Genomic DNA, 26,252 nt, shown 5'->3' on the forward strand with positions numbered 1-26,252 from the left:
CACCGCCATGAACGAAACCGACCTCAACCGCATGCTGAAACATGCCGCCGCCACGCCTGCTGCGGGGCCACGCGCCCTGGAGACGATCATGGCCCGGGTGCGGGTGGATGACGGAAGGGCCAAGCGCTGGCGCTCGTTTGTGCAATGGCTGCTGATCCTGGCAGTCGTGTCCGCCGTGGCGATTGCCGGCATGGTGGGCTGGAGCCTGGCCTCCAAAGACACCACGCACACCACCCCGCCGGCCATGGAGATCTTCCAGGAGGGGCTGACACGATGAACTCCCGGCTGAAATGGCTGCTTCTTTCCACTCTATGCTCTGCCATTCTGGCCGGAGGCACGGCCTGGGTGGTCACTGACTGGACGCTGCACCGCCATGGAGAAGGCCATGCCCATGATCATGTGAAGCCGGATCTGCACGCGTGGATGCATGAGCATCTGAGCATCACGCCGGAACAGCATGGCAAACTGGAACCTCTGGAGGAGGCGTTTGAAAAAACGCGAATCAAACTTCAGGAGGAGATTCGTCTGGCAGATCTGGAACTGGCGAAGACCATTCGTGACCCGAAGATGACTCCGGCGGCGATGGATGCCGCGCTGGAGCGGCTGAACGAAGCGCAGGGGGCGCTGCAACGTGCCACTCTGGAGCATTTTTTTGAGATGAAGCGCTACCTGCGTCCAGCGCAGGCGAACAAACTGCTGGAATGGACTCATGACAGCCTCACCCGCCATTGAAGCGCTGCTGATGCCGCAGGCTGCCGAAAGCTCCGCTGAAGAAGCGGCGGAGCAGCAGCACCTGCGTGCCGCGCAGGCTGGTGACATGGCGGCGTTTGAGTGGATTGTGAGGCAGCATGAGGAACGGCTGTTCGGTTTCTGCTGCCGCTGGCTGCGCTGTGTAGAAGATGCGCGCGAGGTGTGCCAGGATGCGTTTGTGCGTGCGTGGCAGGCGCTGCCGGAATTTGAAGGACGTGCGCGACTTTCCACATGGCTCTACCAAATCGCGCTCAATCTCTGCCGTGACCGCGCCAAATCGCGTTCTTCACGGCAGCGTGAGAACACGACGACGATTCATGATCTGGAACAGCCGCTGCCATGCCCGCAGGGGTCTCCGGATGCGAATGCGGAATGGCAGAGCGAGATGCAGAAACTGGAGCGCGGGCTGGCGCTGCTGCCGGAAAAACTGCGCACGGCCCTGATGCTGAGCGCCATGGAAGGACTGAGCCATGAGGAATGCGCCAAGGTGCTGAACTGTTCCATCCGCGGCACTGAAGGGCGCATCTACCGAGCACGGCAGATGCTGCTGCAATGGTGGAATGAGGAATCTCAGTGATGACCGCTGCCGCCAGCGGCAGAAAGTGCTTTTTCAATGCTGTTTGCAGCATCTGAGCGCCAGCCGATGACCACGCGTGGCATGAGGCCACCCAAGACCAGAAAGAGGATGCAGGCGGTCAGCGGCCAGCGTTCGCGAGGCAGGGCGTCGGGGATGTTGATGACGTGTTTTGGCAGCACGCCAAGGAACAGAGTGTTGTAGAGACGCAGGAGGTTGATGGCATTGAAGACCGTGGCAACGAGGAGCACGATGCCGGCGCTGAGGTGGCTTTGCAGCATGCCATGGAAGATGAGCTCCTCGGCGCAATAACCCAGCGTGCCGGGAAGACCGACGAGAGCGAGGCCGCAAATGAGGAAAAAGGTGGCAAGACGGGGCGCTTTGGCGGCAAGGCCCAGATGCATGAGAGGGTCTTCAGTGGAACTTACCCGCACTTCCAGCGCACGAACGATGCAAATGAGGCCTGTGGAGGCAGCAGCCACCAACAGCCAGTGTGTGAGCGCACCGGTGACACCTTCGATATTGGTGCTGGTGATGCCTGCAAGCATGAAGCTGGCCTGACTGATGCACAGGAACGCAAGGAGACGACGGGGCTTGCTTTCCGCGAAGGCACGCAGACTGGCGATGCCTACGGTGGCAACGGCCGCCATGCTGAGGAATTCAAACGCATGATGTGCGGTTTCTGGAGGCGAGGCGAGCTGCGCGCGGGCGACGAGCACGACCCCGAGGTGGCCATTGAAAAGGAGGGCCTTGGGCAGGAGGGGGCCGTGCTCGAAGGCATGGACCACGCCTGCATGGAGGGGGAAAAGACCCTTGCGACAGACCACTGCGATGATGAAAAAAAGGCTCCAAAGTGTACCATATTTCGCAAAACCGGTGGTCGATGAGGCGCTCAAAAGCAGCACAGCGGCGGTCAGGGCGATGCAACTGGCGAGACGAATGCCGATGGTGAGGCGGGTCTCCCGCTGACTGCCGAACATGCCTAATGCAAATGGCAGGCAAGAAAGCCACCAGCCAGCGACCATGGGAACCCAGGAGGCGGCGGCGTAGGCGGTCTGCACGGAGAGGGAGATGAGCAGCATGCCAGCGGGGGCCTGCCCGGCCGCGTCACGCCTGGGAGCGAGCACCATGACGGCGAGGGTCAGGGCGGCGTAGAAGGCCATGGGGACGGCATTGAGGCCATCGGCCTGGAAGAAGGGCAGCCAAGGGTCGTACAGACTCCCCTGCCCTGCGGCGCGTGACTCACACGCGGCAGCCAGGAAGGCTATGAAAGCGAGTGCTGCGGCCACCGCTGCGACGCGGCGTGGATGGGATGCCTTCCAGGATGCCAGCACGCCACCGAGCAATAAAGCCAGGGCGACGGTGAGGTATGGCAGTGAAAGGTAGGGCATGAATTTGATCAGTGATCTGACGACTTCTTCGCAGAAGCTTTGGGTTCGAAAAGGGCGAGCCAGTGTGCGACAGCCTGAACAGGGGCGACGATCCAGCGCTCGACGACGGCATCATAGAAACCGCGCCCAAGAGCCAGACGGTAGAGCCAGACCTGCACAGATTGAGGCAGCAGGGATTCATAGTGGCTGCCGGTGGGGCTGAACCTGCCGCCAGCAGCGGCGTGCACGCGATGGTAGTCGCGAAGCATGGAGGGCGTGCGCAGGAACTGCAATGTGCGCAGCATGGCGTGGCTGACGAGATGGATGAGAGCGAAGGTGGACCAGCCGAGGCCGATCTCGACAAAGATGAGGCCGATCTGAGTCTGGGCTGCATAGGCAAGGGAGGTCTTGGCATCGGCACAGGTGCGATGGACGAGGGTGCCGAGGAAGGCGGTGGCCAGACCGGTGATGATGATGAGGCCGGTGGCGATCCATGAATGGCGAATGAGCGGCTCGATACGCAGCAGCAGATAAGCACCGGTGTGGATGGAGATAGCCCCATAGAAAACGGCGCTGGAAGGGGTGGGACCCTCCATGGCACGAGGCAGCCAGCCCCAGAAAGGACCTTGGGAAGATTTCCCGGCGGCGGCGATCACCAGCAGCACGGCGACGACCGCGCCATGGATGCCGGGGGCTCCCTCTGCGCCGAGCAGGCCCTTCCATGAGGTGGTGCCGAACCAGTGATGGGCCAGAAAGATGGCGAGCAGCATGAACAAGTCCGCTACACGATAGGAGGCAAAGACCCAGAGGGCATTGCGCACCGGCTCAGGCCGATACTGGAAGAAGCCGACGAGGAGCACCGAGGTTATGGCTATTGTTTCCCAGCCGACGATGAGGAGATCCAGCGAGTCGGCGGTGAAGACGAGGAGGGCGCCAAAGGTGAAGAGGTGCAGCAGCAGGAAGAAGCGGAGGAAACCCGGATCCCGATGCAGGTAGCGCACAGAGAAGTAGGCGACAATGCTGACCAGCACCACGGTCAAGCCGACGAGCGGCAGGGACAGCCCGTCCACCAGCAGTGAGAGGGGATAGCCGTAGTGCCCCACGGTGAACCAATCTCCCAGCAACACACGCACGGGATGGAACCCCTGGGCACTCATGCGCCAGCCGATGATGAACGCCAGGAGGACGAGAAGCGAGTAAGCCATCCTGGTGATCCATGCCATGGCGCGCTCTGTGACAGCGCCGCCCAGCAGCCAGACAAGGCTCAGCCCGAGAAAGAGCGCACCGGGCGTGGCGATGAGAAGCGGGATCAGGGTTTGAACAGGCATGAACAAGGACTGGATGTTACAAAGAGAATTACGCAGCGCGGGGGTCGATGCGAGCCAAGGGGAGATGATCCCGTTTACCGCGATACCAGGCCTGTGAGCTGGAAGCCACGGGAAGAGGTTCATCATCTCCTTCGAGCTTCTTGAAGACACCGTCGCGACAGACTTCCACGTGACCGTCATCCGGGTCCATGGTGGCGAGTCGGATCCACTGGTTGCTGACGATTTCGTTGAGCTCATGAGAAGCGCGGATGACTTTCATGAGACGCTTTGGCGTGGTTTCAACGATGAAGAGCATGCGCACCGGCTCGTGAATCTCGACGGCCTGCGCGGGCAGGCCTGTGCGGAGATCGCTCTGATAACCGTTCATCACGCCGAGGAGGCCGTTGATATTGTGAGGGAGCTTGGTGCCGCTGCCGTAAACATCATTGTCCACCGTGGAGAAGTAGTAATCGAGATTGATGCTGCAGCAGACAGGGAGGGCCGCACCGACCGCATGCGCGAGCCCTTCATCGCCGGGGTCTTTGGTGGCGTCATAGGAGACCAGGAAGGACCGGCGGTCCATGAAGAGGCCTTTGGTGATCTCCCGGCGGCCGACGAAGGCCACGGCATTGGTGCAGTGGCCGTACTCAGGGCGGGGCTCGCCGATGTGCTCCGCGCGCTCCTGGACATGGCGAAGGCTGGAGTCTGGAGAGATGGCATGGCCGGCAGCCTCGAAACGGCGGGAGCGTTCATGGGCATTGAGCGTGCGCGCCTTGTCCAGCGACTGATGGACGCGCACGAGATCGCCGTGATGGGTCTCTGGCAGAAGATCGAGGTCGAAGAAGTGGATGTCCTCGCTGCAGGTGTCGTGATAACCACCCAGAAACCAGGTATCCTCGGGAATGACGACGCCTCTGGCGCGCAGGGCCTCACGAACGGCGGGGCGGTTGGCCATGATGGCAAAGAGGCGTGCATTGGGCGCGCCGCTGTGGCCGCCGCAGGCCTGACAGCAGTAGGCGGACTCGTAGGGGTTGTTGAGGCTGGTAGAGCCATGGCCGAGAATGACGACCAGTCTGGCGTGTCCTTTGTGAAGCCCTGCGGGCCCGAGCACCGCATACACACAGTCTGCCTGCTGCTTCACGGTGATGCCGGTCATGAGGCCTGTGGTGGTGGCGCGCGAGGCAACGTCGTCGCTCATGAAGGCGAACTCTGTCCGGGGCTCCGGGAGGAAGGCGCGGTTGAGCCATTTGATGAAACGACCGTAGGAGAGCGGGGTGAGCACGCGCAGCGCCAGCGGGAAGAGGCTGAGGAAGCCGAGGCAAGCCGTGCTGACCCAGCCGCGCACAAGGGTGCGCGAGGAGATGAAGCCATGACGCACCACGCCAGCCCAGGCACGACGCAGGCCCTGGCGCTGCCTGTGCACATGAGCCTGGTCCTGCACGGGGACCTCGCGGACAGAATGCGCGGGGTCAATGACCACGGGGCAGTAAGAGACGCCGCATGGGTCATCGATGCCCGCATAATGGATGGCCACGCCGAAGAAACCGGCGACGCCGACGGTCTCGATGCCGGGATCCACCTCCTCCAGTGCGCGACGCATGGACTCTTCACGGTCGTCCATGCAGAAGATGACCTGGGCGACGAGCCGACTGCTGTGCGGAAAGACGCAGGGCATGTTGCGATGCCTGGCGAGCGGAATGAGCACGCGGCGCTCGTGGCGACGCTCATAGGCGAGGTGAAGCAATCGCCGACGCTCGATCTCATGGCAGGCGAGGATCTCCTGAGTGAGACGGGACATTTCGTCCTCGCTTAGAGCCGCCAAGTCACGACTGCTGATGCCGAGGAGCTGGGCCACATCAAACACACGAGCCGTATGGGTCAGAGGATCAAAGCGCGGCACCGGAACGAGGGTGGAACGCCATGCGGCGGTGTCTCCGGCGACGTGGGTGAGAGCCGCGATGGTGTAGGTGAGGCGGAGCGCGAGAAACTCCATGACGGAGCAGCGCACGCGATCATGCGGAGCCAGCGAGGGATCCTGCTCGAGCATGCGGATCATGGCCGCCCAACCACGCAGAGCGAGGAGCTCCTCGGTGACGAAGTCCTGCCACTGTGAGAAGGGCACATCGAGCCGGGTGAGGGCCTCCAGCACGACGGCATCTGCGTCCATACCGGCCGCTTCCTGGCGCAGAAACTCGGCGTGCACGCCACTGAGATGAGCCGGGAAGATGGCAAAGGCCTGAGGCATGATCAAGCGCGCGGCGCGGAGCAGGCCTTTGTCGCGATGCGGCATGGGCCAGTAGGCGATGCCTTGATCGAGATAGGCGGCGGTGAGGCGGATGAGCGGCGGGTGAATGAGCGCGTCCAAGTCGATGCCCTGCTGTGAGAGCACGACATCTCGCGGACGTTTTGGCGGCGCAGGAGGTGGAGCAGGCTGGGGAGTGACCCGTGCGAGGCATGCCGACCAGAGCGCCTGGGGGGAATCCCCGTGCAGCGCGGAGGCGGAAGCCGGGGGAAGATCGGCACGGAAGGCGTCCAGCCAGCCACCCTCCTCCATCTGCCAGGAGATATTGATGCCATTGACGCGGCGCACGCCGGGGGTGAGCATGAAGCGGCGGAGCTGCCGCCGAGTGAGCCTGCCGGGGAGAATCTCGGCATCGGGCTCGCGTGAGAGGACGGCGTCGATGTCTTCGTCGAGGATGCGGCCTCTGGCGCGATCTGTCTGATAGGTTTCCTCGGAGAGAAAGGGCTCGGCTTTGAAGAGGTTTCCGCCCTCGATGACCGCCTCTTCAAATTTGCGGTGCTGGAGCGAGAGGAGGGTGTTGTAATGAATGAACACCCCCAGGGGGCCCTGAATGGGCAGGAAGTGAGCCGCATGATCCACCACCCGGCGGAGGTGCTCAAGCCGCCCCTCTGCCGGCTGAGTCTCCTGCCTGGAGTCGTGACAGCCACAGATGCTGGCATGGGTGCGGGTGCTCATTGCAGATCAAAAGCCTATATATAAGAGCAGACGGGGTTGAAGCGCCATCCCTTGATCAAGGGGTATTCCGCGCCGGAGCGTGGGGGCGCTAATGCCTGACGTTTCCACTCACTCAGCGCCTGGTTTCTCCATGCCGTTGCGTCCGTGACCTGCACACCTGCCCAACGCTGATCCTGTTGAAATCGAGGCGGAATAGCGGGGAAACGCTGCTGGAGGGCGCGGTGTGCAAAGAAGGCGATGGGTTTGCTTCCCGGGCGGGCGGGCATAACCCAGGGTCGCCTCGCCGAGGCTCGGCTGACCCTGGGCTTAAATACGCAGCCCCTTTGGGGCTGGTGCCATGAGGAGCGTTTGGGACTAGAGAAGACAGACGTTTTTTCAACAGATCATGGCATGACTGTTGGCGGTCAGCCAGCCACCCGGTTGGCGTGCGCGTGCACGCATGCCCACTCTCCCGAGGCTGGGGCTGTCAATGATTTCTCCGGTGTGGTTGGGCAGACCTTTGCCATTATTCTCAATGCTGAGCCAGATGCTTTAATCAAGGTGTTCGAGGCTGATCTTCACTCCAGGGGCCTCCGCGTGCCGGGAACAGCGAGCAGAAGCATTCGGCGAGTTTCGGGAAGCCTTGAGTAGTAAGAAGTTGCAAAACGGTGTCGCGAAGGTCAGGCTCGTTATTGTGGCTGCGCCCCCGACACACACCACACAGGCCTATCTCCCGCCAGAGCACGTGCGTTGCAAGGCCAGAGCTTTTGATAGAACAGATTTTCCCCATCACGCACTGCATCCATTTCCTTCCGTCATTCAAACGACCGCATGTCCACACCCGCCACCGCTTCAAAACCCGAAGGCCCCGTGCCAGCCGGCAACTTCGCCGGCTTCAAAGCTTATTTCGGCAAAGACATCCTCTCTGGCTTTCTGGTCTTCTTAATTGCTCTTCCACTGTGCCTTGGAATTGCCAAAGCCAGCGGCTGCCCGGCCATCGCGGGAATTTTTACAGCCGTGATCGGCGGCATGCTGACCCCCTTCCTGAGCAACTCTGAGCTGACCATCAAAGGGCCAGCGGCTGGCATGATAGCGATTGTGCTGGGAGCGGTCAGCGAGCTTGGCTATGAAAAGATGCTAGCGGTCGGCGTGGTTGCGGGGTGTCTTCAAATCATCTTTGGCTCTTTCAAGCTTGGAACTCTGGGTGAATTTTTCCCTGTGGCGGCGGTGCATGGCATGCTGGCGGCCATCGGCATCATCATCATTTCGAAGCAGATTCACATTGCATTGGGAGTTGCCGTCCACGCGAAAGAGCCGTTGGAATTGCTGGCAGAAATCCCAAACAGCCTCATGCACATGAACCCTGTGATTGCCCTGATCGGTGGCACAGCCCTGGTGATTTTGTTCGGGCGAATGCTGATCAAAAACAAATTTGTTCAAACCGTGCCGGGACCACTGATTGTCCTCCTGATCGCCGTTCCGCTTTCGTTCTATTTCGACATAGGCCACAAGCACATCTACCAGTTCCAAAGCCACGCCTTTGAAGTGGGTCCGGACAAGCTGGTCAACCTGCCGCTCAACATTCTTGATGGCATCAAATTCCCGGATTTTTCCGCCATCACATCCGGTGCAAGCATCAAATGGATCGTCATGTTCTGCCTCATCGGAAGCCTGGAGTCACTGCTGAGCGCCAAGGCCGTCGATCTGCTTGATCCCTGGCAGCGCCGCACGAATTTGAACCGCGATCTGCTCGCCGTAGGCATCGCGAACACTTTGGTTTCCTTCATCGGCGGCCTGCCGATGATTTCAGAAATCGTCCGCTCCTCCGCCAACCGGAACAACGGCGCCCGCACCCGCTGGGCCAACTTCTGGCATGGCACCTTCCTGCTCATTCTAGTGGCCAGTGTGCCCTGGCTGCTGAACCACATTCCGCTTGCCGCGCTGGCAGGCATGCTTGTCTTCACCGGCTATAATCTCGCATCTCCAAAAGAGTTCCATCACATGTGGAAGGTGGGCAAAGGCCAGCTGATCGTTTTCGTGGTTACTTTGATTGCAACCCTCGCCACCGATCTACTGATTGGCATTGCAATGGGCATCGTTGTCAAACTTTTGCAGCATGTCATCAACGGCACGTCCTTCGGCAACCTCTTCATTCCACATGCCGAGATCATGGAAGATGGGGACCACCCCATCATCCACGTGAAAAAAACAGCCATTTTCAGCAACTGGCTGGGCCTCCGCAACCATCTCTTCTCACTCAATGAGCATGCCAAGGTGAAAGTCGATCTCTCAGGCACCGATCTGGTCGATCATACGGTCATCAAGAAACTCGAGGAAATGGTGCAGGACTGGAAGATCGAAAACCGCGAACTCATCATTGCCGGACTCGAAAACCACGTTCCAGTTTCCCCCCATCCGCAGGCAGCACGGTACCGCCGTCAGACCGATTGACCAAGCGTCCTGGGTGGCAAGCAACGGAGCGAGCCGGCCCCGGCCTCATGGTCAGACAGCGGGTGTCTGGAGAGGAATCACCACCTCGATGCGAAGTCCCTGAGGCAACACACTGGTGGCCGTCAGTTCACCGCCGGACTGGCGCGCCCGTGCGCGCATGCCCACCATGCCAAGACTCGGGCTGTGAATGATGTCTCCGCTGTGATTGGGCAGGCCTTTGCCATTGTCCTCGATGGTGAGGCAGATGCTCTGATCCCGCCACGTCAGGGATATTTTCACTTGGGTGGCCTCGGCATGGCGGGCGATGTTGGTGAAAGCCTCCTGGGCGATGCGGAAGAGGTGGGTCTCGGTCTCATCTGGAAGGCGGCCGGTGAAGTCGGAGTCGTAGTCCACTTTCAAGCGGGTGCGCTGACCGAATTTTTCCGCGAGCCAGCGGAGACCGGCATCGAGGCCGAAGTCGTCGAGAATGACAGGGCGGAGGAGCTGGGAGAGCTCGCGCACGTTGGCGATGGATTCGTCCACGAGATGGAGGCAGTCGGCGCGCAGGGAGGGGAGGTCTTGGGTGGAGCCTTTGGTGAGATTGGCGCGCACGGCGGCGAGGGACTGGCCGAGCTCATCGTGCAGCTCATGGGAGAAGCGGCGGGCGGCCTGCTCCTGGGTCTGGAGCATGTGCCAGGAGACGCGGCTGAGCTCCTCGGACTGCCAGCGGATGCGCTGAATGCTTTTGCGGGCGAAGGCGATGGTGAGCATGGCGCAGATGGCGGCGAGGATGGTGCTGGAGCCGAGGAGGAGGGTGGAATCATCGCTCAACTCCTGGGACTGCTGCTCCAGCAGGTGCTCGGTTTTGGCGAGGTGGTCGGAGCTGATTTTGATGAGCTTGTCCACGAGCTCCACAACGCGTGCGTGATGCCGGAAGAGGATCTCCATCTTGTCCCGAGGCACGGGCTCGTTGCTTTCGAGGAGGCGGTGGGACTCGCGGGAGAAGGATTTGACGCGCTTGTCGAGGTCGGCCCATAGCTCGGCGTCTGCGAGAGAGCGGGCTTCGCCGCTGAGGCGGGAGACCTGGCGGTCGCTCTCATCGAGTTCCGCCAAAAGCCTGACGAGATCATCGCGCTTCTGATTGATCTGCGTGAACTGATGGAGCACGGCGGTCATGGTGTTTTCCTCGGACTGGACGTCCTGGCGCAGACGGGCGATGAGAAACTGATCGCGAGCAAGCTGCTCGACGCCGCGACGAATGCCCTGGCTCTGGCGAACGGCGACGAGACCGGCGGTGCCGAGAAGGACCATGACCAGCAGGAAGCCGAGCGCCAGGACACGCAGGACGTAGCGCTCAGTGATCCGCAGGAAGGTGAAGGACATATGGGGAGGATGCAGGGCTCAATTCATGAGAGGCACCAGGCCAGGCAGCCCTGCGATGCTCAGTCGATGAGACCGTTGCGGATGGAGAAGCGGACGAGCTCGCCGATGGAGTGGAGGTTGAGCTTTTCCATGATGCGGCCGCGGTGAGCCTCGACCGTGTAAACGCTGAGATTGAGGACGGAGGCGATCTCCTTGTTGGTCTTGCTCTCGGAGATCATCTGGAGGACTTCGCGCTCGCGGGGGGAGAGGAGGTCGATGGGATTGGTGACGTGCTTGCGGTAGTCGTCCAGCACGGCGTCGCTGACCTCGGGGCTGAGGAAGCCTTTGCCATTGGCGACGGCGCGCACAGCGGCGAGGAGGTCGCTCTCATTGCTGTCCTTAAGCAGGTAGCCATTGGCGCCGGCGCGGAGCATTTCGCGCACGTAAACGGAGTCCTTTTGCATGGAGAGGGCGAGGATGCGAGCCTTGGGGACGGCCTTGGAGATCTGGCGAGCGGCTTCGATGCCGTTGAGCTCGGGCATGGTGACGTCGAGGACGACGACGTCTGGCTGGAGGTCGATGGCCTTGTCCACAGCCTCGCGGCCATTGGAGGCTTCTCCGACGACCTCCATGTCCCACTGAGCGGCGAGGATCATGCGGAAGCCGTTGCGGACGACGGCGTGGTCATCGGCAAGGAGGATGCGGGTCTGTTTGGCGGACATGTGTGGGAGATACGATAGTCAGTCTGCGGCAAAGAGCAAAAAGTGCGGGCTTTTTGTGGGCAGGGGGTCGGGGAGTCGTCCTAGAAACGCCGACCACTGCCATTTCATGCCTGTTTTCCGTTTTGCCATCCTCTGTCTCAGCCTTGCCTTGATGCCGGAGCCGGGGCATGCCCAGACGGTGGTGAAAGCGGCGCAGGCCGAGGAGCAGGTGATGGAGATGCCGGAGATCGTGATCGAGGGGAAGGCGGAGAGCCTGATCGGGATAGCGAGCTCGGCCTCGAAGGGACAGACGAGTGCGAAGGAGCTGCTGGCGCGGCCGTTTTCGAGACGAGGGGAGCTGCTGGAGAGCATCCCGGGCTTCATTGCGACGCAGCACAGCGGAGACGGCAAGGCGAACCAGTACTACCTGCGAGGGACGAACCTGGACCACGGGAACGACTTCTCGATCTTTGTGGACGGGATGCAGGTGAACCTGCGCAACCACGCGCACGGGCAGGGGTATGCAGACATGAACTTTCTCATCCCTGAACTGGTGGGGCAGCTGGACTACTGGAAGGGCACCTATTTTGCCCAGCATGGAGACCTGAGCTCGACAGGGGCGGCGCGGTTTAACCTGGTGGACTCGCTGCCGCAGGGGATCCTGAGCACGACGCTGGGGCAGTACCGCTACGAGCGGACGCTGGTGGCGGACACGATCCAGGCTGGAGCTGGCCAGCTGACGGTGGCGCTGGAGCATCAATACTATGACGGACCGTGGTCGCTGCCTGCGGCGGCCACGCGCCTCAACGGCTTTGTGCGGTGGCACTGGGAGGATGCGACGGACAAGGTGAACGTGACGCTGATGGGGTACCGGGGGAAATGGGATTCGACGGACCAGGTGCCATCGAGACTGATGGGCAGCCTGCTGGACCGGTACGGCAACATCGATCCGACGGATGGCGGCAACTCCCAGCGGCACAGCCTGTCCTTTGACTGGGTGCATGAAGGGGACCACACGACGACGAAGACAAACCTGTACGCGGGTTACTATGACCTGGACCTGTTTTCGAACTTTACCTACTTCATGGACCACCCGGTGGAGGGGGACCAGTTTGAGCAGAAGGACCGGCGGTGGTTTGTGGGCGGGCAAGTCTCCAATGACTGGCGCTGGAATGCCTGGGGGCAGGAGCAGCGCGTGACGCTGGGAGCGCAGATGCGCACGGATTTCATCAACGGGCTGGGGCTGTACAACACAACGCAGCGGCAGCGGTGGAACACGGTGAGCCAGAACGACATCATCCAGGACACGTGGGGACTGTATGCCGAGGCGGAACTGAAGCCGACTAAATGGCTGCGGGTGATCCCGGGACTGCGCGGGGATGTGGTGCAGTTTGATGTGACGAACAGCAACATCGCGGGGAATACAGGCTCGATCGTCAGCGGAATCCTCAGCCCCAAGCTGAATGTGGTGTTTGGGCCATGGGCGAAGACGGAGTTTTACCTGAATGCGGGCACCGGCTTTCACAGCAACGACACGCGCGGCGTGGTGGCAGGGATAGACCCGGCGACGGGGCTGGCGTCTCAGCGTGCCACGCCTCTGGTGCGCACGTACGGGGCGGAGGTGGGCATCCGCAATGAATCGATCCCCAAGCTAGTGAACACACTGTCTTTCTGGACGCTGCACAGTGGATCGGAACTGATCTATGAGGGGGACACGGGCTCCTCCAGCCCGGGGCCGTCCTCGCAGCGATTTGGCGTAGAGCTGGCGAGCTACTGGCGCCCCAATGACTGGACGATGGTGGATGTGGAGGCGACCTGTACGCGGGCCTATCTGCTCACCCAAGATCCGTCCCACCAAAATGTACCGAACTCCATCCCCTACACGCTGAATGCCGGGGTGACGCTGGGGGGAGCGCAGGGGTTCTTTGGTTCCCTGCGAGTGCGCTACATGGCACCGAGGCCGCTGGATCAGGTGCTGGATGTGTACTCGCGAGAGTCCATCCAGGTGAACGGGCGCATCGGCTACCGGCGCAAAAACATGGAGATCGCGCTGGATTGCCTGAACCTGCTGAACCGCAGCGACTACGATGTGGCGTACTATTATGCCTCCCAGCTGAAAACGGATGCGGCTCCGGTGAATGATGTGCATGTGCACCCGATCGAGCCACGGATGGTCCGCGTGTCGGTGACGTGGCGGTTTTGAGCCCTCAGGGGATGGGGTAAAGGGCCCCTGAACGGGGGGACAAAGGGGCTGACCAAGTGTTTCCACTCGGGGGGAAGAGTTCAGAAAAATGGCGGCCAGGCAGGACTGCCGCACAACCTCCCCCGGAGTGAGGGAATGGGGGCGTCAGGCAAAATGTCAGACGAGCGTCAGAGATGTCATAACTGAGTAAATTATTGTAATTGAAATGCAATAATGGTAATATGTTATTCAGACACTGGAGTATTTAGGTCAATTTAATTGAAATTTTCATAGCTGATTCGCTTTACAGAGAATTTTTTCAATTATAGTATATCTCAAGCCACTCTTTTGGATTTCCTGAATCGATTGCGGGTGGCGGAATTGCTAACGCTTGCAACCATGAAAACCTCATCTCCTGCTCACAAGCCCCAGCGCCTGCCCTTGCCCGCTGCGGCAGCCGCCGTGCTGCTGGCCATGACCAGCCTCTCTGCGGCGACGCCGATCGAGCTGGGCCAGCCCTACACCCCGACTGGAGAGAACTACTCCATCACGGCACTGCAGAATCTGACTCCCCTGACTCTGGACGGAGGCACCTCCGTGGGCGCGAACCCGAATGTGAATCTGGGCTTTCAGGGGGGCTTTGGAGTCCGCTACACGAACAGCTATGGCTCACTGACGGATTTTGGCATCGGCCTGTATGATGCGAGCTGCGCGCCGGGGATCCAGACTGCGTCCACAGGGCTGAACATCACGTTTGATCATTTGGTGTACAGCCGAGGGCTGTCTGCCACCGTGGGGGGCTTTGGCCTGAATGAGTTTTCCACCGACGCGGCACCAGACAGAGTGGCCCCGACGATCTCCATCTATGGGAACGGCGGCTCGCTGCTGGGGAATTTTTCCACGGCCGACATCATTGTCGGCCATGCGGTGCAACTACTGACAAGCCATGACCCGATCGCGCAGACGGACCTGTGGAGGCTGAATCTGGATGCCTTGGTAGGCGGCAACACCTTTATCTCGGGCTTTACGCTGGGAGCAGACACGCACAACGCCAACGGCTGCCCGATGGTGGTGCCTAGCAATCCGTATTATTTTGTGGCTGTGAACGGCGGCGACTGCGCCATGGTTCCGGAGCCGGGTTCGGCCTTCCTGATCCTGACGGCGGGGCTGGGCACGCTGATCATCACCCGCCGCCGGAGCTGCCGCGACCTGTTTTCCGCGAAGTAGGAAGGGCCGCGACTGATTTGAAGCCGTGGGAGCGTGAATGCTGCCACGGCTTTTTTGTGCCTGCGAGATCCTACTCTTTGAACTCTTCCCGGTCCGGGATGCGGGTGAAGGCGATTTTGGTGCCGGAGAAGGTGCGGACGGTATCTGGGGTGAAGCCGATGACGACGGAGTCGCGGCCGTGCTTTTGATTGATCTGATCCAGGACGTGGCTGAGGTTTTCGCGCTGCTCCTTGGCGGCAAGCTCGTCTGCGGAGGCGAAGAGCTCGAGCTGCCGGGGTGAGGAGTCGGCCACGAGATCGAAGAGGGTGACGGAGACTTTTTTGACGCGCTGCCAGCGAGCCTGGCGCATGACGCGGAGCCAGAGATCTGCCAGCACGCGGGAGAGGAGGATGCTATCAGCCACGGGCTCGAACTTGGCCTGGGCCTCGCAGCGGGGCCCCTGCTCGACGCGTACGCTGAGGTGCATGTGGCCGGCGCGGTAGTGCATGCGGCGGAGGCGGCTGGCGGCCTTGAGCAACAGGCGACGAGCCACCGTGCCTGCAGCAGGCGGGGTGCGCAGCTCTGGAGCGAGGACGTGGCTGTGGCCGATGGTGCGGCGGATGGGCGGGGCATCCTCCTCCGTGGGGCCGCCGTGGAGGCCGTGCCAGAAGCGGTCTCCCACAACACCGCCCCAGGCGCGATGGAGGGTCTCACGGTCTGCGGCCCAGAGGTCTGCCACGGTGCGGATGCCGCAGGCGTGGAGGCGTGGCTCCATGCGGCGGCCGATGCCGCAGAGATCGCTCAGCTCAAGGTCGAGAAGGCGGCCCGGCAGCTCCTCCTGGAGGAGGGCGACGAGGCCGTCGGGCTTTTGGAGGTCGCTGGCGATCTTGGCGAGGAAGCGATTGGGGGCGAGGCCGATGGAGCAGGTGATGCATTCGCCCATGCGGTCGCGCAGGCCTTGCTTGATGCGTTTTGCGAGGGCGGTGGCGGCTTCGAGAGGGCGGCGGGGGGCATCGAGCTTGCAGGCCATTTCATCGATGGAGCAGATGACGTGAACGGGAAAGTGGCGCTCCACCTCCTCGATGATCCTGTGATGGAACTCGACGTACATGTCGTGCTCTGCCATGACGGTGATGAGGTCCGGGCAGCGGCGGCGGGCCTCGCCGATATTGGTGCCGGTCTTGATGCCGTATTTTTTGGCCTCGTGGCTGGCGGCGATGGCGCAGGTGGCGTCTGAGTCCACGGGGACGACGGCGACGGGCTTGCCGCGGAGGGCGGGGTTGAGCTGCTGCTCGACGCTGGCGAAGTAGCTGTTGAGGTCGAGGAACAGCCAGTCAACGCAGGGGGAGTGGTCAGAGCTGGAAACAGGGGCAGGCATGGGCAGGCCTGTAGTTTCGCCTGAGATTTTAATTGTTCAATTGAACATATAAAGAAGGACTCAGAATGCAGAAAACACACTTTCTTACATCGTTCTTACTAATCATGGATTGATCCAGTCATAATTTCCATAGATAACCGTAAATATGCAGTCCGCGCCTGCAATAGCCCCACTTTCCCCCTCTGAAGCCACTGTAGCCCCCTACCCTCTTCTCTCCGCCGCCGAAGCCCTTTTTTGCTCCTGCCTAGAAAACATCACCGCCCAGCGCTGCCACATTCAGTGCAAGCCACGTCTTTATGAGGTGCTTCACCACGAGACGGTGGCTGGATTTGTGAAGATCTGCCAGCGGCATATCGACTTCATGGTTTATCGCAAGGGGGACTGGCTGCCGATGGTGGCGATAGAATTTGAGGACGACAGCCCCGGCAAGAAGGAACGTAAGGCGCGTGACCGGCATCTGGTGCACGACCTTTTTTCCACGCTCGGAATCCCGATTTTGCAGGTGCATGCGGATGAGATCACGCAGATCGACACGCTGGTGCACAAGCTGAGCCACGCGTGGCAGGAACGGAATGCGAATCTGGAGATCCTGCCGCCGCCGGAGGGAGAATGCCCGCCAACGCCGCCGACCACGAGTCTGCTGGCGGGGATTGGCGGACCGCCCAGGCAGAGCCCGAATGCGGCGGCGTATGCGGCGATTTCTTGAGGGGGGCAGCAGCCCGACAGAGAAGCATCTCAGCTGAGGGAGTTCTATGATTTGGTGCGCGTGAGGTCTTCAGAATGAGGGACGCGTGTGCTCAAATGTGAAATTGAAGTTCACGGCGAGTTCATCGTCTGAGGCTTGATCTTTGGTCGAAAACAACGACCCGATACGACGCGCCCATGAAAAAAAAGACCTCTGAAGAACGCAAGCCGACGAAATCCTCGCTGTCGCGCTGGCAGTCGTTGAAGCGGTTTTGCATCATTTTTGCCCTGGGGGGGTCCCTGGTGTGCACGCTGGGGGCGGCGGTGCTTGTGGCGTATTACAGCGAGCGGGCGAAGGCGTATGACCTGACGAAGCTGGGAGACATGCCGGAGCGCACGATCGTGATGGATGTGAAGGGCGTGGTGCTGGGGAGAATGCACGGGGAGAACCGGATCATCGTGCCGCTGAGCGAGGTTTCGCCGTGGTTTGTGAAGGCGCTGCTGGCGCGGGAGGATGCGCGCTTTTACAAGCATGGCGGGGTGGACTATCTGGGGGTTCTGCGCGCAACGCTGCGGAATTTGAAGGAGCTGCGCGTGGTGCAGGGGGCGAGCACGCTGACGATGCAGCTGGCGCGCAACAGCTTCCCGGATCTGGATGACCGCAGCCTGAACCGCAAGCTGGTGGAGATCATGCTGGCGCGGCGGATCGAGAAGGCGTGCACGAAGGATCAGATCATCGAGCACTACGTGAACCGCATCTTTTACGGGCCGGGCATCTACGGGGTGCAGCGGGCGAGCCAGGTGTACTTTGGCAAGCATGCAAGCCAGCTGAACCTGAGCGAGGCGGCGATGATCGCGGGGATCATCCGCAGTCCGGCACGGTTTTCGCCTTTCCGAAACTATGAGGGAGCGCTGAAGGAGCGGGACACGGTTTTGAAGCGGATGCTGGAGCTGAAGATGATCACGCCGGAGGAGGAGATCGCGGCGAAGTATGCGGACATCGCGCTGCATGCGCAGCCTTTGTTTCAGAGCCAGGGCGGCTATGCGCTGGATGCGGTGCGGCGGGACCTGGACCTGATCCTGGAGCAGCAGGAGATCGAGGATGGCGGGCTGCAGGTGTACACGACGATCAACAAGGAGCTGCAGGACGCGGCTGATGACGCGGTGGAGAAACGACTGGCAGCGGTGGAGAAGCAGGGAGGCTATGCGCACCCGAAGAAGGCGGATTTTGACAAGACGTGGGACGGCACCCAGGAGGTGGCCTCGACGCCGTACCTGCAGGCGGCGCTGATGGTGCAGGACAACACCACGGGCGGGATCCTGGCGCTGGTGGGCGGGCGAGACTACCGGCACAGCAAGTACAACCGCGCCACGATGGGGGAGAGGCAGATCGGATCAACGGTAAAGCCGTTTGTCTATGCGGCGGCGATCGCTTCCGGCTTCATGCCGGGGACGCTGATCAATGATGCGCCGATCCAGCCGGGGGAGATCGACGGGGCATCGCCAGGATGGAATCCGCAGAACTCGGATGGCAAGTTTCTCGGGCCGACGACACTGACGGATGGGATCGTGAAGAGCCGCAACACGATGACGCTGCGACTGGGGAACTATGCGGGAGTGGACCGGGTGATCGACCTGCTGACTAACGCGGGCTTTGCGAAGCCTTCGGAAAGGACGCCGCAGATTTTCATCGGCAACATTGGCGGGAATCCGCGTCAGCTGACGAGCGCGATCAGCGTGTTTCCGAATCAGGGGCTGCGGCGGCGGCCGTTTCTGATCGACCGCATTATCGATAAAACGGGGAACATTATTTATCAGACGCCGGTGCTGGAGTCTGAGGTGATGACGCCGAGCGTGGCGTTTCTGATGCGCAACATTCTGGCGCAGGTGCTGGACCGAGGGACGGCGTCGTCTCTGCGCAATGAGTATGGATTTAAAGAACCGGGCGGTGGCAAGACGGGGACCACGAATGATTACAAGGACGCGTGGTTTGCAGGCTATACGGACCGCGTGAGCTGCGGGATCTGGGTGGGGCTGGACAAGCCGCAGACGATTGTGGAGGGCGGCTATGGCGGCACGCTGGCGCTGCCGATCTGGGCGGATGTGATGAAGAAGGCGGTGGCGCTGGGGTACAAGACGGAGGTGCCGAAGGTGTCTCTGCCGCTGTCACGGGTGTCTTTGTGCCGCGTGAGCAGCCAACTGGCGACGGATGGCTGCGCGCAGGCTGGAACGGCGTATGAGGACGCGCTGCCGTATGACCTGGTGCCGCAGAATTTTTGTGCGGAGCATCAGGGATACCATGCGCCGCAGCGAAGGGGGCCGCCGCCTGGACAGGGGCGCGGGTTGTTTGACAGGATTCGGAGCTGGTTTCAGTGAGGGGGAGGATACGCGGGAGTGCTGGGCGATGCGGGGGCGTGAGGGATCGGGACGATCCCTCTCCTCCAGAGGGCAGTGCGCGGAGGAGCTGGGAGAAAGGGGGTGATGGGTGGCCCGAGCCGCACAGGGGGACTGTGCGGACCACTATGCTGGCGCTCGCGCGAGCGTCCTGGGAGGATGCATGCGCTGATCGACGGGCAGGAGTGCCCATCGTACTCAGATGCTTAGTAGCCGAGCCAGGGGCCGAGCCATTTTTCGGCTTCTTCGAGGGTCATGCCTTTGCGGGCGGCGTAGTCTTCGACCTGGTCTTTGCCCAGGACGCTGATGCCGAAGTAGTGGGCCTCGGGGTGGCTGAAGTAGAGGCCGCTGACGGCGCTGCCGGGATGCATGGCCATGCTTTCGGTGAGCTCGACGCCGGTCCTGGCGGTGGCATCGAGCAGGCTGAAGAGGATGGGTTTCTCGGTATGGTCGGGCTGGGAGGGATAACCAGGTGCGGGGCGGATGCCGCGATAGCGCTCCTTGATCAGGTCCTCGTTGGCGAAGTCCCCTTCCTTTTCATAGCCCCAGGCCAGACGAGCCTGCTTGTGGAGGTATTCGGCGAAGGCTTCGGCGAGGCGGTCTGCGACGGCCTTGACGACGATGGCGCTGTAGGGGTCGTGCGCCTTTTCAAACTCGTGCGCGAAGTCGTCGGCACCGTGGATGCCGACGGCGAAGCCGCCGATGTAGTCGGCACGGCCGCTGCCTTTCGGAGCGATGTAGTCGCTCAGGGCGTAGTTGGGCGTGTCCTTTTTGACGACCTGCTGACGCAGGGTGTGGAAGGTAGTCTGCACGGCGGCGCGTGATTCGTCGGTGTAAACCTCGATGTCGTCGCCGGTGCTGTTGGCGGGGAAGAAGCCGATGATGCCGCGCGGGGTGAAGCGCTTTTCGGCGATGATGCGGTCGAGAAGGTCGTTGGCTTCTTTGTAGAGCTTGAGGGCCTCGGCTTCGGCCTTGGACTTCATCTCGGGGTCTTCCTGCGATGAGGAGAAACGCTGCTCGGCGGCGAGCCAGCGGCCGCGAAGCTCCCAGGAGTGGAAGAAGGGGGACCAGTCGATGAACTCGCGCAGGGTGGCGACGAGCTCGGGGCCTTCGTAGGTTTTGGTGCCGAGGAACGAGGGCGTGGCGATCTCCTGAGCGGCCCAGTCAAACTGAGTGCTCTTTTCGCGTGCCTCGGCAAGGCTGAGGAGGGCGCGGTCTTTTTTGCGACCGTATTCCTCGCGGAGTTTGGCGTGGCGCTCCTCGTTGCTCTTCACGAAGCCTTCGCGCTGATCGGCGCTGAGAAGCGCGGTGGTGACGGGCACGCTGCGGGAGGCATCCAGCACGTGAACGATGCTACCGCTGTATTTGGGAGCGATCTTGATGGCGGTGTGAGCAGCGCTGGTGGTGGCACCGCCGATGAGCAGAGGCTGCTTGAAGCCGCGGCGCTCCATCTCGCTGGCGACGTGGACCATTTCATCGAGCGAGGGAGTGATGAGGCCGCTGAGGCCGATGACGTCTGCGCCGAGTTCGAGGGCTTTTTCGAGGATCTTGTCGCAAGGGACCATGACGCCCATGTCGGTGACTTCGAAGCCATTGCAGGCGAGCACGATGCCGACGATGTTTTTGCCGATGTCGTGCACGTCTCCCTTCACGGTGGCTAGGACGACCTTGCCAGCGCTGCGCTGGCCGGGGTTGGCGGCTTTTTCAGCCTCCATGTAGGGCTGCAAGTAGGCCACGCTCTGCTTCATGACGCGGGCGCTTTTGACGACCTGCGGCAGGAACATTTTGCCCGCGCCGAAGAGGTCGCCAACGACGCTCATGCCATCCATGAGAGGGCCTTCGATGACGGAGAGGGGCTTGCCGAGCTTGGCAAGAGCCTCGGCGGTGTCTTCATTGATGAAGTCGGTGATGCCTTTGAGCAGGGCGTGCTCCAGGCGCTTTTCCACGCCGGCCTCGCGCCAACTGAGGTCTATCTCTGCCTTCTTGGCACCGCCGGCCTGGCCTTTGAACTGCTCGGCGTAATCGACAAGAATTTCCGTGGCATCGGGGCGGCGATTGAGGATGACGTCCTCCACCTTGACGAGCATCTCCTGGGGGATCTCCTCATAGACCTCAAGCATGCCGGCATTGACGATGCCCATGTCCATGCCCGCCTTGATGGCGTGGTAGAGGAAGACGCTGTGCATGGCCTCGCGGACCTTGTTGTTGCCACGGAAGCTGAAGCTGACATTGCTGACGCCGCCGCTGACCTTGGCATGGGGAAGGTGGTGCTTGATCCAGCGCGTGGCGTTGATGAAGTCGAGGGCGTAGTTGTTATGCTCCTCGATGCCGGTGGCGACGGTGAGGATGTTGGGGTCGAAGATGATGTCTTCGGGCGGGAAGCCGACTTCATCGACGAGGATGCGGTAGGCGCGCTCGCAGATGCGGATCTTGTCGTCGTAAGTAGCGGCCTGGCCCTGCTCATCGAAGGCCATGACGACGGTGGCGGCGCCGTATTGTTTGATCTTGCGGGCGTATTCCTTGAACTTTTCCTCGCCCTCCTTGAGGGAGATGGAGTTGACGATGCCTTTGCCCTGCAGGCACTTCAAACCGGCCTCGATGATCTCCCACTTGGAGGAGTCCACCATGATGGGGACTTTGTTCACCTCGGGCTCGGTCTGGAGCAGGATGAGGAACTTGGTCATCATGGCGACGCCATCGATGAGGCCTTCGTCCATGCAGACGTCGATGACATTGGCACCGCTCTCGACCTGCTGGCGGGCGATGGCGACGGCCTCCTCGAGCTTGCCCTCCTTGATGAGCTTGGCGAACTTGGGAGAACCAGCGACGTTGGTGCGCTCGCCGATCATGAGGTAGGGCGGGCGCTCTTCCGGTGAAGGCCCCTTGAGCACGAAGGGCTGGGAGCCGCTGAGGCGCATGGTGTGCGGGTCCTGCGGCACCTGACGCGGCGGCAGGCCTTCGAGAGCCTTGGCGATGGCGGCGATGTGTTCGGGAGTATTGCCGCAGCAGCCGCCCATGATATTGACGAAGCCGCTGCCGCCGAAGTCCTTGGCGAAATTGGCCATGTCCGGCGGAAGGAGATCGAAGCCGGTGGGTGCCAGCGGATTGGGCATGCCGGCATTTGGATAGGCGGAGACGAAGCAGTCGGCCTTGGTGGACAGCTCCTCCAAGAAAGGACGCATCTTGTCGGGGCCGAGGGAGCAATTGAGGCCGATGGAGAGCGGCTTCACATGCCGCATGGCATTGAGGTAGGCCTCGGTGACCTGACCGGAGATCATGGTCTCGCCGCCCGGGCCGACGGCGGCGCTGATCTGGACGGGGAGCTCGACTTTGTCCTCCTCAAAGACCTCGCGGATGGCGACGAGTGCGGTCTTGGCATTGAGGGAGTCGAAAATGGTCTCGACGAGAAGGGTGTCCACGCCACCGGCGATGAGGGCGCGGATCTGGTGTTTGTAGGCCTGCTTTACCTGATCGAAGGTGACGTAGCGGAAGCTGAGGTCGGCAAGATCCGGGAACTGGGAGAGGGAGACGGTGAGCGGACCGATGGCACCGGCGACGTAGCGTTTGCGACCGGTTTTTTCGCCGACGATGTCGGCCCATTTGCGGCACTGCTTGGCGGACTCGAAATTGATCTCCCAAGCGAGGTCGTTGAGGAACTTGTCCTCCAGCACGGACTGGAAGAACTCGGGGTCTTTGCGCTTCCCTTCCGGCACCTCTTTGAAGAACTCGGCCTGGGCGATGCTGGTGCCGCTGAAGGTGTTTGTCTCGATGATGTCGGCACCGGCTTCCAGGAAGCGGCGGTGGATGTCCTCGATGATGTCCGGGCGGGTGATGCTGAGGATATCGCCGTTATTGAGGAGGTCTTTTTCGTTGGAGAGGAAGCGGGTGCCGCGGGCGTCGGCTTCCTTGAGCCCGTAGCCGCGGATGGTCGTGCCCATGGCACCATCGATGACCAGGATTCTCTGGCGCATGGCGGCTTCGAGTTCGGGGCGGACATTGGGACGTGAAGGCATGGTAGAAACTAGCGCCAGAGATGGACGGGTCAACCATCATATGAACGCATCATGATTTGAGCATGTGACTTTATTTCTAACTTATAAGACGGTTATCCGTTATACCGGCACGCATGCCCGCCAAACCTAAAGCCCCCTCCCCCATCGAATCCAGCCCTGAGGCCATCAATGAGAATCTGGGGAAGCGCGTGAAGAAACTGCGGGGGGACCGTGGGTGGTCGCTGGAGGAGCTGGCGACGGCGAGCGGGGTGAGCCGATCCATGCTGAGCGAGATCGAGCGGGAGAAGGCGAACCCGACGCTGACGGTGACCTTTCGGATCGCGCGGGCGTTTGGGCTGACACTGCAGGAACTGATCGAGAGCGCGGAGGCCAGTGCGTCGAAGATCCAGGTGATCCGGGCGAATGACCGGGCGCAGGTGTACCGCAGCGACAAGCAGTGCGAGATCCGCACGCTCTCGCCGATCAACCTGGAGAAGGATGTGGAGTTTTATGAGCTGACGCTAAGGCCAGGTGGGACGCTGCGCAGCCAGCCACACTTTGAGGGCACGCGTGAGTTTCTGACTGTGGAGGAGGGCAGTGTGCGGATCGAGTCTGACGTGAACAGCGAGGAGCTGGCGAAGGGGGACTCCGGGACCTACCGCGCGGATGTGCCGCATGCGATCGTGAACACCGGCAAGGGAGATGCGCTGGTGTTTCTGGTGGTGATTTACCGGTAACCGCTTTCTCAACCCATTTACTTTTTTCCAATCCAACCATGAAATCAGCCACTCTTCTTGTCCTCCTGGCATTTGCCGGGGTTCTCCATGCTCAGATGCCTCCGGCGCTCGTGAATGCCGAGCGCGGTAAAATCCTGGAGGGAGTCAAATCGGTGCCAAAGGCGGGAGCGCCGGGGCCGATTGGAATCTGGGGGAACATGGCGTTTCCGATTTTGGCGGCTCCGGACAAGGAGGGAGTGGAGATCGCTGTGGCGGCGGCGGCAGGGTATGGCAAGGGGCGCATCATTCTCTTTGGCCACAACAGCTACCTCGCAGGCAATGAGGGCGGGGATCATGCGAAGCTGGTGGAGAACTGCGTGAAGTGGGCGGGCAACAAGGAGAAGCCACGCGTGGGCGTCAAAGGAGTGAACAAGCTGAACGGCATCAAGGCGGAGACGTTCAACACCGTGGATAAAAAAAGCCTCAACGACTACGATGTGGTGATCGTGAACATGCAGAGCGTGATCAGCGATGAAGAGGGCGCGGCGGTGGCGGAGTATGTGAAGGGAGGAGGTGGGTTCATCGGCGGGATGACGGGGTGGGCCTTTGGGCAGACGAGCGGCGGGAAAGACCTGGCGGTGTCCCATGGACTGAATCAGGCGCTGATGCCTGCGGGGATCGCGATCACGGACATGAGCGCCTTTGACCAGCTGCGGGGCTTTGAAGCGCGCACGGAACTGCCGGCGATGATGAATGCGTCTGAAGCGATCGCGGCGATCAAGAAGCAGCGCGATGGCGGACCGGCACTGACGGCGGAACAGATGAAGCAGGGCACGAATGCGATCCAGATCGCCATGGCAGCGCAACCGCCAGACCGCAGCAATCTCAAGACGGCTGTGCTGGCGGCGCTGGGCAACGCGGGTGCTGATGCTGCGATACCCACAGCACAGGCTCCGCTGACTGCCGAGAAGCATGCTGCGCAGAGGCTGCGGCTGGGAATGGAGACGCGGGTGCTGAGGCTGGCCTCGGGTGAAGGCGTGGCGGCGCATCCTGCGCATGTGGCCTTTCCAGGCAAGGTGCCTGCGGATTCACCGCGTGTGTCCAGCGAGGTGAAGGTGACACCAAGCATCCCGGGCTGGACCAGCACCGGACTGTATGCGGCGGCGGGAGAGACGATCACGGTGACGCTGCCGGAGAAGCTGGCGGACAAAGGATATGCGGTGAGGATCGGCTGCCACAGCGACACGCTTTACCATCTGGACAAGTGGGAGCGTGCGCCGGACATCACGCGCAGCGTGCCGCTGGCCACGGCGACGACGAAGACGGCGAGCGCGTTTGGCGGGCTGATCTACATCGAGGTGCCGGGACGGGCGAAGGATGACGAGCCTTTCACGGCAGCGATCCAAAACGCGGTGCCCGCGCCGCTGTTTGTGCTGGGTCAGGATGACGATGCGAAGTGGAACGAGATCAAGAAGCGCCCTGCCCCGTGGGCGGAACTGGCGTGTGACAAGCTGATCCTGAGCTGCCCCACGGAGGTGGCGCGTGCGATCAACAACCCGACGCAGCTGATGGAGTTCTGGAAGAAGGTGGTGGAGGCGCAGGATGACATCACGAACCAGACTGCCGAACGCAAGCGGCCTGAGAGAATCGTGGCGGATGTGCAGATCAGCGCGGGCTACATGCACAGCGGGTACCCGATCATGATCCCGACGAGCGCCGCACCGGAGATGACGACCTTTGGCAAGCTGAAGTTTCCGGGCTGGGGCTTTTACCATGAGATCGGCCACAATCATCAGCGTGGGGATTTCACCTTTGATGGCACGGGCGAAGTGACGAACAACGTCATCGGGATGTACTGCTATGAGGCGGTTTTGAAAAAGGACTGGCTGATCGGGCATGGGGCCATCTCCGAAGAGGCGCGCAAGGAGCATATCCAGAAGATCAAGAAGGCCTCGAACAAATGGCAGGTGTGGAAGAGCGATCCCTTCACGGCGCTGACGACCTACATTCAGCTGGTGCAGGAGTTTGGGTGGGAGAGCTGGCGCAAGTATTTGTACAGCTTTGACGATCCGAAGTTTGGCCCTGCGCCGAAGGGGGACGATGAAAGGCGTGACCAGTTTCTGGTGCGCTACTCGAAGATCGCGAACAAGAACCTGGGGCCGTTTTTTGAGGCATGGGGGATTCCGGTGAGTTCAGCGGCGAAGGCGGAGGTGGCGAAGATGGAGGTGTGGATGCCGAAGGGACTGTGAG

Annotated in this window: 17 protein-coding genes; 10 read left to right on the top strand and 7 right to left on the bottom strand. The window is 61.4% G+C overall.

What is annotated here, in order from left to right; translation table 11 throughout:
• Positions 1-7 precede the first annotated feature (7 nt).
• Genes HNQ65_RS09040 through HNQ65_RS09050 form a run of 3 tightly spaced genes read left to right on the top strand, consistent with a single transcriptional unit; the run spans position 8 to position 1,327 of the window.
• The gene (locus tag HNQ65_RS09040; protein ID WP_184339198.1) at positions 8-277 is read left to right on the top strand and encodes a hypothetical protein; all 270 of its coding nucleotides are present in this window, start codon (positions 8-10) and stop codon (positions 275-277) included.
• Positions 274-732: a periplasmic heavy metal sensor gene (locus tag HNQ65_RS09045; RefSeq protein ID WP_184339199.1), complete on the top strand. Its 459-nt coding sequence runs from the start codon at positions 274-276 to the stop codon at positions 730-732. The genes HNQ65_RS09040 and HNQ65_RS09045 overlap by 4 nt, the downstream gene beginning before the upstream one ends.
• The gene (locus tag HNQ65_RS09050; protein WP_184339200.1) at positions 710-1,327 is read left to right on the top strand and encodes an RNA polymerase sigma factor; all 618 of its coding nucleotides are present in this window, start codon (positions 710-712) and stop codon (positions 1,325-1,327) included. The genes HNQ65_RS09045 and HNQ65_RS09050 overlap by 23 nt, the downstream gene beginning before the upstream one ends.
• On the opposite strand, the gene HNQ65_RS09055 is transcribed toward HNQ65_RS09050, so the two are convergent.
• From HNQ65_RS09055 to HNQ65_RS09065, 3 genes are read right to left on the bottom strand one after another with little or no spacing between them, the layout of a single operon-like run.
• A complete protein-coding gene (locus HNQ65_RS09055) occupies positions 1,321-2,715 on the bottom strand; it encodes a proton-conducting transporter transmembrane domain-containing protein (protein ID WP_184339201.1) in 1,395 nt (464 codons plus the stop codon). The two genes, HNQ65_RS09050 and HNQ65_RS09055, sit on opposite strands and share 7 nt — an antisense overlap.
• Before the next feature lie 8 nt (positions 2,716-2,723).
• Positions 2,724-4,022 carry a proton-conducting transporter transmembrane domain-containing protein gene (locus HNQ65_RS09060; RefSeq protein ID WP_184339202.1) on the bottom strand — a complete coding sequence of 433 codons (1,299 nt, stop codon included), beginning with the start codon at positions 4,020-4,022 and terminating at the stop codon, positions 2,724-2,726.
• A 28-nt stretch (positions 4,023-4,050) separates the two neighbouring features.
• On the bottom strand, positions 4,051-6,978 hold the full coding sequence (locus HNQ65_RS09065; RefSeq protein WP_184339203.1) for a DUF2309 domain-containing protein: 2,928 nt from the start codon (positions 6,976-6,978) through the stop codon (positions 4,051-4,053).
• Between the two features lie 810 nt (positions 6,979-7,788).
• On the opposite strand from HNQ65_RS09065, the gene HNQ65_RS09070 reads away from it, so the two are divergent.
• The gene (locus HNQ65_RS09070) at positions 7,789-9,408 is read left to right on the top strand and encodes a SulP family inorganic anion transporter (protein ID WP_184339204.1); all 1,620 of its coding nucleotides are present in this window, start codon (positions 7,789-7,791) and stop codon (positions 9,406-9,408) included.
• Positions 9,409-9,459: 51 nt separating this feature from the next.
• On the opposite strand, the gene HNQ65_RS09075 is transcribed toward HNQ65_RS09070, so the two are convergent.
• Complete coding sequence (locus HNQ65_RS09075) at positions 9,460-10,770, bottom strand: sensor histidine kinase (RefSeq protein ID WP_184339205.1); 1,311 nt, start codon at positions 10,768-10,770, stop codon at positions 9,460-9,462.
• A gap of 59 nt (positions 10,771-10,829) precedes the next feature.
• Positions 10,830-11,471 carry a response regulator gene (locus HNQ65_RS09080; RefSeq protein ID WP_184339206.1) on the bottom strand — a complete coding sequence of 214 codons (642 nt, stop codon included), beginning with the start codon at positions 11,469-11,471 and terminating at the stop codon, positions 10,830-10,832.
• Positions 11,472-11,577: 106 nt separating this feature from the next.
• Between HNQ65_RS09080 and HNQ65_RS09085 the strand changes: the two genes are divergently transcribed.
• Together HNQ65_RS09085 and HNQ65_RS09090 are read left to right on the top strand one after the other, a co-directional pair.
• Positions 11,578-13,653 carry a TonB-dependent receptor gene (locus HNQ65_RS09085; RefSeq protein WP_184339207.1) on the top strand — a complete coding sequence of 692 codons (2,076 nt, stop codon included), beginning with the start codon at positions 11,578-11,580 and terminating at the stop codon, positions 13,651-13,653.
• A gap of 378 nt (positions 13,654-14,031) precedes the next feature.
• Positions 14,032-14,859 carry a PEP-CTERM sorting domain-containing protein gene (locus tag HNQ65_RS09090; protein WP_184339208.1) on the top strand — a complete coding sequence of 276 codons (828 nt, stop codon included), beginning with the start codon at positions 14,032-14,034 and terminating at the stop codon, positions 14,857-14,859.
• 70 nt (positions 14,860-14,929) lie between these two features.
• On the opposite strand, the gene HNQ65_RS09095 is transcribed toward HNQ65_RS09090, so the two are convergent.
• Positions 14,930-16,216 (bottom strand): Y-family DNA polymerase, encoded by a 1,287-nt coding sequence (locus HNQ65_RS09095; RefSeq protein ID WP_184339209.1) that lies wholly within the window; start codon positions 16,214-16,216, stop codon positions 14,930-14,932.
• 145 nt (positions 16,217-16,361) lie between these two features.
• Here HNQ65_RS09095 and HNQ65_RS09100 point away from each other — a divergent pair, with 145 nt between their 5' ends.
• Both HNQ65_RS09100 and HNQ65_RS09105 read left to right on the top strand, forming a co-directional pair.
• Complete coding sequence (locus HNQ65_RS09100) at positions 16,362-16,922, top strand: DUF2726 domain-containing protein (protein ID WP_184339210.1); 561 nt, start codon at positions 16,362-16,364, stop codon at positions 16,920-16,922.
• Positions 16,923-17,098: 176 nt separating this feature from the next.
• Positions 17,099-19,276, top strand: coding sequence for a transglycosylase domain-containing protein (locus HNQ65_RS09105; protein WP_184339211.1), 2,178 nt, complete (start codon positions 17,099-17,101; stop codon positions 19,274-19,276).
• A gap of 224 nt (positions 19,277-19,500) precedes the next feature.
• On the opposite strand, the gene metH is transcribed toward HNQ65_RS09105, so the two are convergent.
• Complete coding sequence (gene metH / locus HNQ65_RS09110) at positions 19,501-23,307, bottom strand: methionine synthase (RefSeq protein ID WP_184339212.1); 3,807 nt, start codon at positions 23,305-23,307, stop codon at positions 19,501-19,503.
• 113 nt (positions 23,308-23,420) lie between these two features.
• Between metH and HNQ65_RS09115 the strand changes: the two genes are divergently transcribed.
• Positions 23,421-24,023, top strand: coding sequence for a helix-turn-helix domain-containing protein (locus tag HNQ65_RS09115; RefSeq protein WP_184339213.1), 603 nt, complete (start codon positions 23,421-23,423; stop codon positions 24,021-24,023).
• A 38-nt stretch (positions 24,024-24,061) separates the two neighbouring features.
• Positions 24,062-26,251 carry a M60 family metallopeptidase gene (locus HNQ65_RS09120; protein WP_184339214.1) on the top strand — a complete coding sequence of 730 codons (2,190 nt, stop codon included), beginning with the start codon at positions 24,062-24,064 and terminating at the stop codon, positions 26,249-26,251.
• The last annotated feature ends 1 nt before the right edge of the window (position 26,252 follow it).

The organism is Prosthecobacter vanneervenii, from assembly GCF_014203095.1.
In the GTDB taxonomy this organism is placed as follows: Bacteria; Verrucomicrobiota; Verrucomicrobiia; order Verrucomicrobiales; family Verrucomicrobiaceae; genus Prosthecobacter; species Prosthecobacter vanneervenii.

Bases quoted from the DNA above. Each gene is read 5' to 3' on its own strand.
- HNQ65_RS09115 (WP_184339213.1), top strand. From the start codon at position 23,421: ATGCCCGCCAAACCTAAAGCCCCCTCCCCCATCGAATCCAGCCCTGAG.
- HNQ65_RS09095 (WP_184339209.1), bottom strand. From the start codon at position 16,216: ATGCCTGCCCCTGTTTCCAGCTCTGACCACTCCCCCTGCGTTGACTGG.
- HNQ65_RS09105 (WP_184339211.1), top strand. From the start codon at position 17,099: ATGAAAAAAAAGACCTCTGAAGAACGCAAGCCGACGAAATCCTCGCTG.
- metH (WP_184339212.1), bottom strand. From the start codon at position 23,307: ATGCCTTCACGTCCCAATGTCCGCCCCGAACTCGAAGCCGCCATGCGC.
- HNQ65_RS09045 (WP_184339199.1), top strand. From the start codon at position 274: ATGAACTCCCGGCTGAAATGGCTGCTTCTTTCCACTCTATGCTCTGCC.
- HNQ65_RS09090 (WP_184339208.1), top strand. From the start codon at position 14,032: ATGAAAACCTCATCTCCTGCTCACAAGCCCCAGCGCCTGCCCTTGCCC.
- HNQ65_RS09075 (WP_184339205.1), bottom strand. From the start codon at position 10,770: ATGTCCTTCACCTTCCTGCGGATCACTGAGCGCTACGTCCTGCGTGTC.
- HNQ65_RS09100 (WP_184339210.1), top strand. From the start codon at position 16,362: ATGCAGTCCGCGCCTGCAATAGCCCCACTTTCCCCCTCTGAAGCCACT.
- HNQ65_RS09070 (WP_184339204.1), top strand. From the start codon at position 7,789: ATGTCCACACCCGCCACCGCTTCAAAACCCGAAGGCCCCGTGCCAGCC.
- HNQ65_RS09050 (WP_184339200.1), top strand. From the start codon at position 710: ATGACAGCCTCACCCGCCATTGAAGCGCTGCTGATGCCGCAGGCTGCC.
- HNQ65_RS09060 (WP_184339202.1), bottom strand. From the start codon at position 4,022: ATGCCTGTTCAAACCCTGATCCCGCTTCTCATCGCCACGCCCGGTGCG.
- HNQ65_RS09065 (WP_184339203.1), bottom strand. From the start codon at position 6,978: ATGAGCACCCGCACCCATGCCAGCATCTGTGGCTGTCACGACTCCAGG.
- HNQ65_RS09085 (WP_184339207.1), top strand. From the start codon at position 11,578: ATGCCTGTTTTCCGTTTTGCCATCCTCTGTCTCAGCCTTGCCTTGATG.
- HNQ65_RS09055 (WP_184339201.1), bottom strand. From the start codon at position 2,715: ATGCCCTACCTTTCACTGCCATACCTCACCGTCGCCCTGGCTTTATTG.
- HNQ65_RS09080 (WP_184339206.1), bottom strand. From the start codon at position 11,471: ATGTCCGCCAAACAGACCCGCATCCTCCTTGCCGATGACCACGCCGTC.
- HNQ65_RS09120 (WP_184339214.1), top strand. From the start codon at position 24,062: ATGAAATCAGCCACTCTTCTTGTCCTCCTGGCATTTGCCGGGGTTCTC.
- HNQ65_RS09040 (WP_184339198.1), top strand. From the start codon at position 8: ATGAACGAAACCGACCTCAACCGCATGCTGAAACATGCCGCCGCCACG.